The following is an 11,102-nucleotide window of genomic DNA, read 5'->3' as shown; positions in this document are numbered from 1 at the left end:
ACTACTTCACATTTATTTGATATTAAAAATCAAATATAAAACTATATAATTAAATTTAGGAAAAAAATATATATAAAAAAAGACACTCTAAATAGAGTGTCAAATTACCTGGCGATGAACTATCTTCACTAGCGCGTGGCTAGATATTGTCGCCGCTAAAGTGCTTAACTTCTGTGTTCGAGATGGGAACAGGTGTGACCACTTCGCTAAAATCACCAGATCGTAGTGCATTAGAGAGATGAACTCTCAAAACTGAATAACAGAAATTTGATCTTTTTCGAATCGTTGTATCTTTTGTGATTAAAACCTCGACCTATTAGTATCAGTCAGCTCCACATATCACTATGCTTCCACCTCTGACCTATCAACCTGATCGTCTCTCAGGGGTCTTACTACTTACGTATGGGAAATCTCATCTTGGAGTTGGCTTCGTGCTTAGATGCTTTCAGCGCTTATCCAGTCCATACTTAGCTACCCAGCGATGCCCTTGGCAGAACAACTGGTACACCAGCGGTATGTCCATCCCGGTCCTCTCGTACTAGGGACAGCGCTCCTCAAATTTCCTACGCCCACAACAGATAGGGACCGAACTGTCTCACGACGTTCTGAACCCAGCTCGCGTACCGCTTTAATGGGCGGACAGCCCAACCCTTGGAACCTAATTCAGCTCCAGGATGCGATGAGCCGACATCGAGGTGCCAAACCTCGCCGTCGATGTGAACTCTTGGGCGAGATTAGCCTGTTATCCCCAGGGTAGCTTTTATCCGTTAAGCGACGGCCCTTCCACTCGGAACCGCCGGATCACTAAGCCCGACTTTCGTCCCTGCTCGACTTGTAGGTCTCGCAGTCAAGCACCCTTCTGCCTTTACGCTCGTCGATTGATTTCCAACCAATCTGAGGGTACCTTTGGGCGCCTCCGTTACTCTTTAGGAGGCGACCGCCCCAGTCAAACTGCCCACCTGACACTCTCCCGGTACCGGATCACGGTACGCGGTTAGAACTTCAAACATACAAGAGTGGTATCCCAATGGCGACTCCACATATACTAGCGTACATGCTTCATAGTCTCCCACCTATCCTGTACATGTAGGCTCAAAGTTCAATATCAAGCTACAGTAAAGCTCCATGGGGTCTTTCCGTCTAGTTGCGGGTAACCGGCATCTTTACCGGTACTAAGATTTCACCGAGTCTGCTGCCGAGACAGCGCCCAAATCGTTACACCTTTCGTGCGGGTCGGAACTTACCCGACAAGGAATTTCGCTACCTTAGGACCGTTATAGTTACGGCCGCCGTTCACTGGGGCTTCAGTTCAATGCTTCGAACGAATTCTAACATATTCCCTTAACCTTCCAGCACCGGGCAGGTGTCACCCCCTATACTTCGTCTTGCGACTTTGCAGAGAGCTGTGTTTTAGTTAAACAGTCGCTTGGGCCTCTTCACTGCGGCTCTTACGAGCACCCCTTCTCCCGAAGTTACGGGGTCATTTTGCCGAGTTCCTTGGCAACAGTTCTCTCGCTCACCTTAGGATTCTCTCCTTGCCTACCTGTGTCGGTTTTGGTACGGGCCAATACATAATTAACGCTAGAAACTTTTCTTGAGAGCTGGCATCAGTTACTTCGCTACTTCCTCACGGGTTCACTCCTCGTAACGCCTTTGCTTTGCATGGCGGATTTGCCTACCATACAGCTCCTTCGCTTAAACCAGCACTTCCAGTCGCTGGCATAACCTAGCCTTCTCTGTCATTCCTTCACTTATGTATCGGGTACAGGAATATCAACCTGTTGTCCATCGACTACGCTTTTCAGCCTCATCTTAGGTCCCGACTTACCCAGGGAGGACGAGCCTTCCCCTGGAAACCTTAGGCAATCGGTGTGTCAGATTCTCACTGACATCTCGCTACTCACACCGGCATTCTCACTTCTATACACTCCACTGCTCCTTACGGTACAGCTTCAACGCAGTATAGAACGCTCCCCTACCATTTATTGAAACAATAAATCCATAGTTTCGGTATCATACTTAGCCCCGGTACATTTTCGGCGCAGGGTCACTCGACTAGTGAGCTGTTACGCACTCTTTAAAGGATGGCTGCTTCTGAGCCAACCTCCTAGTTGTCTGTGCATCCCCACATCCTTTTCCACTTAGCATGAATTTTGGGACCTTAACTGATGGTCTGGGCTGTTTCCCTTTCGACTACGGACCTTATCACCCATAGTCTGACTGCCAACTACTATCCACTGGCATTCGGAGTTTGATTATATTCAGTACCCCGAGATGGGGCCATCATACATTCAGTGCTCTACCTCCAGTGGCCTTACATTGACGCTAGCCCTAAAGCTATTTCGGGGAGAACCAGCTATATCTGAGTTCGATTGGAATTTCTCCGCTAGCCACAACTCATCCGCCAGCTTTTCAACGATGGTCGGTTCGGTCCTCCATTTGGTTTCACCCAAACTTCAACCTGGTCATGGCTAGATCACTCAGTTTCGGGTCTACCACAATGTACTATATCGCCCTATTAAGACTCGCTTTCGCTTCGGCTCCGTCTCTTCAACTTAACCTCGCACATTATGAGTAACTCGCCGGTTCATTCTACAAAAGGCACGCCATCACCCATTAACGGGCTCTGACTTCTTGTAAGCATACGGTTTCAGGATCTATTTCACTCCGCTTCCGCGGTTCTTTTCACCTTTCCCTCACGGTACTGGTTCACTATCGGTCACTAAGGAGTATTTAGCCTTACCGGGTGGTCCCGGTTGATTCCGACAAGGTTTCTCGTGCCTCGCCGTACTCAGGATACCACTAGAGTATCTTACGCTTTCGTCTACAGGGTTTGCACCTTCTTTGACTGGCCTTTCAATGCCATTCGACTAGCTTCGATATCCCACGTTGTGGTCCTACTACCCCATCACGAAGATGGTTTGGGCTTTTCCCGTTTCGCTCGCCACTACTCAGGGAATCACTTTTGTTTTCTTTTCCTCTTGCTACTAAGATGTTTCAGTTCGCAAGGTTGCCTCATCATAAACTATGTATTCATTTATGTGTAATACTGCATAACCAGTATTGGGTTTCCCCATTCGGATACCCCCGGATCGTTGTGTACGTACCACTCCCCGAGGCATTTCGCTGTTAGTCGCGTCCTTCATCAGCTCTTAGTGCCTAGGCATCCACCGTACGCCCTTACATATTTAATCACATGTAATTTCGCGCCCTAATTCTTAAAATCAGGTTTTTTTTAACGCTTATCGCTTGATAAGCTGTGTGTTTGCTTTGATTGCTTACTTAATTGCTTAAGTTACTGTTTTTGTTTAACTTGATGTAAATCTAGTTTTATACAACTATTCGAAAAGATCATGTTGATAACATTTATTTCTTTGTCTATCTCTTTTTCTTTTCTGTTATTCAGTTTTCAAAGATCATTTTTCTTGAGATTCCAACGGACTCTCAAAACTAAACAGGAAACTTTAGGTGTCAACTTCACGTCTTTCTAATTACTCCTTAGAAAGGAGGTGATCCATCCCCACCTTCCGGTAGGGATACCTTGTTACGACTTAACCCCAATCATCGATCCTACCTTCGACGGCTCCCTCCTAGTAAACTAGGTTAGGCCACCGGCTTCGGGTATTACCAACTCTCATGGTTTGACGGGCGGTGTGTACAAGGCCCGAGAACGTATTCACCGCGGCATTCTGATCCGCGATTACTAGCGATTCCGACTTCATGGAGTCGAGTTGCAGACTCCAATCCGAACTGAGACGTACTTTCTGAGATTCGCTCCGCATCGCTGCTTCGCTGCCCTCTGTATACGCCATTGTAGTACGTGTGTAGCCCAGATCATAAGGGGCATGATGATTTGACGTCATCCCCACCTTCCTCCGGTTTATCACCGGCAGTCTCTTTAGAGTCCCCAACTTAATGCTGGTAACTAAAGACAAGGGTTGCGCTCGTTGCGGGACTTAACCCAACATCTCACGACACGAGCTGACGACAACCATGCACCACCTGTATCCGCCATAACTATTACACATCTCTGTGCTTTTGCGCGGTATGTCAAGACCTGGTAAGGTTCTTCGCGTTGCTTCGAATTAAACCACATACTCCACCGCTTGTGCGGGCCCCCGTCAATTCCTTTGAGTTTTACGCTTGCGCGCATACTCCCCAGGCGGGATACTTATTGCGTTAACTACAGCACTGAATTTCTCCAACACTTAGTATCCATCGTTTACGGCGTGGACTACTAGGGTATCTAATCCTATTTGCTCCCCACGCTTTCGAGCCTCAGCGTCAGTTACAGGCCAGTTAGCCGCCTTCGCCACTGGTGTTCCTCCATATATCTACGCATTTTACCGCTACACATGGAATTCCACTAACCTCTCCTGCACTCTAGTCTACCAGTTTCTATGGCATCACGGGGTTAAGCCCCGAACTTTAACCATAAACTTGATAAACCGCCTGCGCTCCCTTTACGCCCAATAATTCCGGATAACGCTTGCCACCTACGTATTACCGCGGCTGCTGGCACGTAGTTAGCCGTGGCTTTCTGGTAAGGTACCGTCATATAAGAAGCATTCCCTCTTCCTATCGTTCTTCCCTTACAACAGAGCTTTACAACCCGAAGGCCGTCTTCACTCACGCGGCGTTGCTCGGTCAGGGTTTCCCCCATTGCCGAAAATTCCCTACTGCTGCCTCCCGTAGGAGTCTGGGCCGTGTCTCAGTCCCAGTGTGGCCGGTCACCCTCTCAGGTCGGCTACGCATCATCGTCTTGGTAAGCCGTTACCTTACCAACTAACTAATGCGCCATAAGCCCATCTCGTTGTGATGTATCCCATCTTTAATTAATCTAAGATGTCTTAGATTAACGTATCCGGTATTAGCAGAAGTTTCCCTCTGTTATCCCAGGCATCGAGGCAGGTTGCTTATGTATTACTCACCCGTTCGCCACTAAGTTCCAAGGAGCAAGCTCCTCTTCACTTCGTTCGACTTGCATGTATTAGGCACGCCGCCAGCGTTCATCCTGAGCCAGGATCAAACTCTCCATTTGATTCTTTCTCTTTTTAACTCTGACGAGTTTTGTTTATTAATTTATCCGTATTTCTTTTTTGAAATTGACGTTTCCTGTTTAGTTTTCAAAGACCATTTTCTGCACTCGGTTTCCCTTAGCGCTTGTATATAATACCACCCTCTTTAGCCACCGTCAACACTATTTTCACTTTATTTTGACATTTCTTCTTTTTTTAGGTCTTTTCAGTTCATTCGTGATTTTCATGGTTCATATATGCCTGTTTTACCTGTTTTTTTTGTCTTTTTTATAGGCGGTTTTTGGATAGTTTTTTGTTTCTTTTTCCCTTTTCGCTCACAAAAGTTGGCGTTTTATAAGCTTGATACCGATCCAGCTCACAATGCAGCACCTATTTAGACTTACCACTTTATTCTATGATTTTTTAGATCGACATCGTGTTTCATCATTTTATACCGTGATGGTCAGTATAAGCGCTTCTTTGAAAACATAAAAAAAGACACTCTAAATAGAGTGTCAAATTACCTGGCGATGAACTATCTTCACTAGCGCGTGGCTAGATATTGTCGCCGCTAAAGTGCTTAACTTCTGTGTTCGAGATGGGAACAGGTGTGACCACTTCGCTAAAATCACCAGATCGTAGTGCATTAGAGAGATGAACTCTCAAAACTGAATAACAGAAATTTGATCTTTTTCGAATCGTTGTATCTTTTGTGATTAAAACCTCGACCTATTAGTATCAGTCAGCTCCACATATCACTATGCTTCCACCTCTGACCTATCAACCTGATCGTCTCTCAGGGGTCTTACTACTTACGTATGGGAAATCTCATCTTGGAGTTGGCTTCGTGCTTAGATGCTTTCAGCGCTTATCCAGTCCATACTTAGCTACCCAGCGATGCCCTTGGCAGAACAACTGGTACACCAGCGGTATGTCCATCCCGGTCCTCTCGTACTAGGGACAGCGCTCCTCAAATTTCCTACGCCCACAACAGATAGGGACCGAACTGTCTCACGACGTTCTGAACCCAGCTCGCGTACCGCTTTAATGGGCGGACAGCCCAACCCTTGGAACCTAATTCAGCTCCAGGATGCGATGAGCCGACATCGAGGTGCCAAACCTCGCCGTCGATGTGAACTCTTGGGCGAGATTAGCCTGTTATCCCCAGGGTAGCTTTTATCCGTTAAGCGACGGCCCTTCCACTCGGAACCGCCGGATCACTAAGCCCGACTTTCGTCCCTGCTCGACTTGTAGGTCTCGCAGTCAAGCACCCTTCTGCCTTTACGCTCGTCGATTGATTTCCAACCAATCTGAGGGTACCTTTGGGCGCCTCCGTTACTCTTTAGGAGGCGACCGCCCCAGTCAAACTGCCCACCTGACACTCTCCCGGTACCGGATCACGGTACGCGGTTAGAACTTCAAACATACAAGAGTGGTATCCCAATGGCGACTCCACATATACTAGCGTACATGCTTCATAGTCTCCCACCTATCCTGTACATGTAGGCTCAAAGTTCAATATCAAGCTACAGTAAAGCTCCATGGGGTCTTTCCGTCTAGTTGCGGGTAACCGGCATCTTTACCGGTACTAAGATTTCACCGAGTCTGCTGCCGAGACAGCGCCCAAATCGTTACACCTTTCGTGCGGGTCGGAACTTACCCGACAAGGAATTTCGCTACCTTAGGACCGTTATAGTTACGGCCGCCGTTCACTGGGGCTTCAGTTCAATGCTTCGAACGAATTCTAACATATTCCCTTAACCTTCCAGCACCGGGCAGGTGTCACCCCCTATACTTCGTCTTGCGACTTTGCAGAGAGCTGTGTTTTAGTTAAACAGTCGCTTGGGCCTCTTCACTGCGGCTCTTACGAGCACCCCTTCTCCCGAAGTTACGGGGTCATTTTGCCGAGTTCCTTGGCAACAGTTCTCTCGCTCACCTTAGGATTCTCTCCTTGCCTACCTGTGTCGGTTTTGGTACGGGCCAATACATAATTAACGCTAGAAACTTTTCTTGAGAGCTGGCATCAGTTACTTCGCTACTTCCTCACGGGTTCACTCCTCGTAACGCCTTTGCTTTGCATGGCGGATTTGCCTACCATACAGCTCCTTCGCTTAAACCAGCACTTCCAGTCGCTGGCATAACCTAGCCTTCTCTGTCATTCCTTCACTTATGTATCGGGTACAGGAATATCAACCTGTTGTCCATCGACTACGCTTTTCAGCCTCATCTTAGGTCCCGACTTACCCAGGGAGGACGAGCCTTCCCCTGGAAACCTTAGGCAATCGGTGTGTCAGATTCTCACTGACATCTCGCTACTCACACCGGCATTCTCACTTCTATACACTCCACTGCTCCTTACGGTACAGCTTCAACGCAGTATAGAACGCTCCCCTACCATTTATTGAAACAATAAATCCATAGTTTCGGTATCATACTTAGCCCCGGTACATTTTCGGCGCAGGGTCACTCGACTAGTGAGCTGTTACGCACTCTTTAAAGGATGGCTGCTTCTGAGCCAACCTCCTAGTTGTCTGTGCATCCCCACATCCTTTTCCACTTAGCATGAATTTTGGGACCTTAACTGATGGTCTGGGCTGTTTCCCTTTCGACTACGGACCTTATCACCCATAGTCTGACTGCCAACTACTATCCACTGGCATTCGGAGTTTGATTATATTCAGTACCCCGAGATGGGGCCATCATACATTCAGTGCTCTACCTCCAGTGGCCTTACATTGACGCTAGCCCTAAAGCTATTTCGGGGAGAACCAGCTATATCTGAGTTCGATTGGAATTTCTCCGCTAGCCACAACTCATCCGCCAGCTTTTCAACGATGGTCGGTTCGGTCCTCCATTTGGTTTCACCCAAACTTCAACCTGGTCATGGCTAGATCACTCAGTTTCGGGTCTACCACAATGTACTATATCGCCCTATTAAGACTCGCTTTCGCTTCGGCTCCGTCTCTTCAACTTAACCTCGCACATTATGAGTAACTCGCCGGTTCATTCTACAAAAGGCACGCCATCACCCATTAACGGGCTCTGACTTCTTGTAAGCATACGGTTTCAGGATCTATTTCACTCCGCTTCCGCGGTTCTTTTCACCTTTCCCTCACGGTACTGGTTCACTATCGGTCACTAAGGAGTATTTAGCCTTACCGGGTGGTCCCGGTTGATTCCGACAAGGTTTCTCGTGCCTCGCCGTACTCAGGATACCACTAGAGTATCTTACGCTTTCGTCTACAGGGTTTGCACCTTCTTTGACTGGCCTTTCAATGCCATTCGACTAGCTTCGATATCCCACGTTGTGGTCCTACTACCCCATCACGAAGATGGTTTGGGCTTTTCCCGTTTCGCTCGCCACTACTCAGGGAATCACTTTTGTTTTCTTTTCCTCTTGCTACTAAGATGTTTCAGTTCGCAAGGTTGCCTCATCATAAACTATGTATTCATTTATGTGTAATACTGCATAACCAGTATTGGGTTTCCCCATTCGGATACCCCCGGATCGTTGTGTACGTACCACTCCCCGAGGCATTTCGCTGTTAGTCGCGTCCTTCATCAGCTCTTAGTGCCTAGGCATCCACCGTACGCCCTTACATATTTAATCACATGTAATTTCGCGCCCTAATTCTTAAAATCAGGTTTTTTTTAACGCTTATCGCTTGATAAGCTGTGTGTTTGCTTTGATTGCTTACTTAATTGCTTAAGTTACTGTTTTTGTTTAACTTGATGTAAATCTAGTTTTATACAACTATTCGAAAAGATCATGTTGATAACATTTATTTCTTTGTCTATCTCTTTTTCTTTTCTGTTATTCAGTTTTCAAAGATCATTTTTCTTGAGATTCCAACGGACTCTCAAAACTAAACAGGAAACTTTAGGTGTCAACTTCACGTCTTTCTAATTACTCCTTAGAAAGGAGGTGATCCATCCCCACCTTCCGGTAGGGATACCTTGTTACGACTTAACCCCAATCATCGATCCTACCTTCGACGGCTCCCTCCTAGTAAACTAGGTTAGGCCACCGGCTTCGGGTATTACCAACTCTCATGGTTTGACGGGCGGTGTGTACAAGGCCCGAGAACGTATTCACCGCGGCATTCTGATCCGCGATTACTAGCGATTCCGACTTCATGGAGTCGAGTTGCAGACTCCAATCCGAACTGAGACGTACTTTCTGAGATTCGCTCCGCATCGCTGCTTCGCTGCCCTCTGTATACGCCATTGTAGTACGTGTGTAGCCCAGATCATAAGGGGCATGATGATTTGACGTCATCCCCACCTTCCTCCGGTTTATCACCGGCAGTCTCTTTAGAGTCCCCAACTTAATGCTGGTAACTAAAGACAAGGGTTGCGCTCGTTGCGGGACTTAACCCAACATCTCACGACACGAGCTGACGACAACCATGCACCACCTGTATCCGCCATAACTATTACACATCTCTGTGCTTTTGCGCGGTATGTCAAGACCTGGTAAGGTTCTTCGCGTTGCTTCGAATTAAACCACATACTCCACCGCTTGTGCGGGCCCCCGTCAATTCCTTTGAGTTTTACGCTTGCGCGCATACTCCCCAGGCGGGATACTTATTGCGTTAACTACAGCACTGAATTTCTCCAACACTTAGTATCCATCGTTTACGGCGTGGACTACTAGGGTATCTAATCCTATTTGCTCCCCACGCTTTCGAGCCTCAGCGTCAGTTACAGGCCAGTTAGCCGCCTTCGCCACTGGTGTTCCTCCATATATCTACGCATTTTACCGCTACACATGGAATTCCACTAACCTCTCCTGCACTCTAGTCTACCAGTTTCTATGGCATCACGGGGTTAAGCCCCGAACTTTAACCATAAACTTGATAAACCGCCTGCGCTCCCTTTACGCCCAATAATTCCGGATAACGCTTGCCACCTACGTATTACCGCGGCTGCTGGCACGTAGTTAGCCGTGGCTTTCTGGTAAGGTACCGTCATATAAGAAGCATTCCCTCTTCCTATCGTTCTTCCCTTACAACAGAGCTTTACAACCCGAAGGCCGTCTTCACTCACGCGGCGTTGCTCGGTCAGGGTTTCCCCCATTGCCGAAAATTCCCTACTGCTGCCTCCCGTAGGAGTCTGGGCCGTGTCTCAGTCCCAGTGTGGCCGGTCACCCTCTCAGGTCGGCTACGCATCATCGTCTTGGTAAGCCGTTACCTTACCAACTAACTAATGCGCCATAAGCCCATCTCGTTGTGATGTATCCCATCTTTAATTAATCTAAGATGTCTTAGATTAACGTATCCGGTATTAGCAGAAGTTTCCCTCTGTTATCCCAGGCATCGAGGCAGGTTGCTTATGTATTACTCACCCGTTCGCCACTAAGTTCCAAGGAGCAAGCTCCTCTTCACTTCGTTCGACTTGCATGTATTAGGCACGCCGCCAGCGTTCATCCTGAGCCAGGATCAAACTCTCCATTTGATTCTTTCTCTTTTTAACTCTGACGAGTTTTGTTTATTAATTTATCCGTATTTCTTTTTGAAATTGACGTTTCCTGTTTAGTTTTCAAAGACCATTTTCTGCACTCGGTTTCCCTTAGCGCTTGTATATAATACCACCCTCTTTAGCCACCGTCAACACTATTTTCACTTTATTTTGACATTTCTTCTTTTTTTAGGTCTTTTCAGTTCATTCGTGATTTTCATGGTTCATATATGCCTGTTTTACCTGTTTTTTTGTCTTTTTTATAGGCGGTTTTTGGATAGTTTTTTGTTTCTTTTTCCCTTTTCGCTCACAAAAGTTGGCGTTTTATAAGCTTGATACCGATCCAGCTCACAATGCAGCACCTATTTAGACTTACCACTTTATTCTATGATTTTTTAGATCGACATCGTGTTTCATCATTTTATACCGTGATGGTCAGTATAAGCGCTTCTTTGAAAACATAAAAAAAGACACTCTAAATAGAGTGTCAAATTACCTGGCGATGAACTATCTTCACTAGCGCGTGGCTAGATATTGTCGCCGCTAAAGTGCTTAACTTCTGTGTTCGAGATGGGAACAGGTGTGACCACTTCGCTAAAATCACCAGATCGTAGTGCATTAGAG

7 rRNA genes are annotated in these 11,102 nt (G+C 46.9%); all 7 read right to left on the bottom strand.

From position 1 onward, the window contains the following. Positions 1-106: 106 nt before the first annotated feature. The 7 genes from rrf (EL194_RS03795) to rrf (EL194_RS03765) all read right to left on the bottom strand — a co-directional run bounded on the left by rrf (EL194_RS03795) (position 107) and on the right by rrf (EL194_RS03765) (position 11,086). Positions 107-220: ribosomal RNA gene (gene rrf, locus EL194_RS03795) — 5S ribosomal RNA — on the bottom strand. A gap of 76 nt (positions 221-296) precedes the next feature. Beyond that, positions 297-3,194: ribosomal RNA gene (locus EL194_RS03790) — 23S ribosomal RNA — on the bottom strand. 308 nt (positions 3,195-3,502) lie between these two features. Then, positions 3,503-5,041, bottom strand: a 16S ribosomal RNA gene (locus EL194_RS03785). A 499-nt stretch (positions 5,042-5,540) separates the two neighbouring features. Beyond that, positions 5,541-5,654: ribosomal RNA gene (gene rrf / locus EL194_RS03780) — 5S ribosomal RNA — on the bottom strand. A 76-nt stretch (positions 5,655-5,730) separates the two neighbouring features. Further along, a 23S ribosomal RNA gene (locus EL194_RS03775) occupies positions 5,731-8,628 on the bottom strand. A gap of 308 nt (positions 8,629-8,936) precedes the next feature. Next, positions 8,937-10,475 (bottom strand): 16S ribosomal RNA (locus EL194_RS03770). A 497-nt stretch (positions 10,476-10,972) separates the two neighbouring features. Then, positions 10,973-11,086 (bottom strand): 5S ribosomal RNA (gene rrf, locus EL194_RS03765). Together the 16S, 23S and 5S rRNA genes form the textbook arrangement of a ribosomal RNA operon. Between the last annotated feature and the right edge of the window lie 16 nt (positions 11,087-11,102).

Source organism: Erysipelothrix rhusiopathiae, from assembly GCF_900637845.1.
Lineage (GTDB): Bacteria > Bacillota_I > Bacilli_A > Erysipelotrichales > Erysipelotrichaceae > Erysipelothrix > Erysipelothrix rhusiopathiae.
Note: the sequence above shows the minus strand (reverse complement) of the source record. Positions and strands in the feature narration are given on the sequence as shown.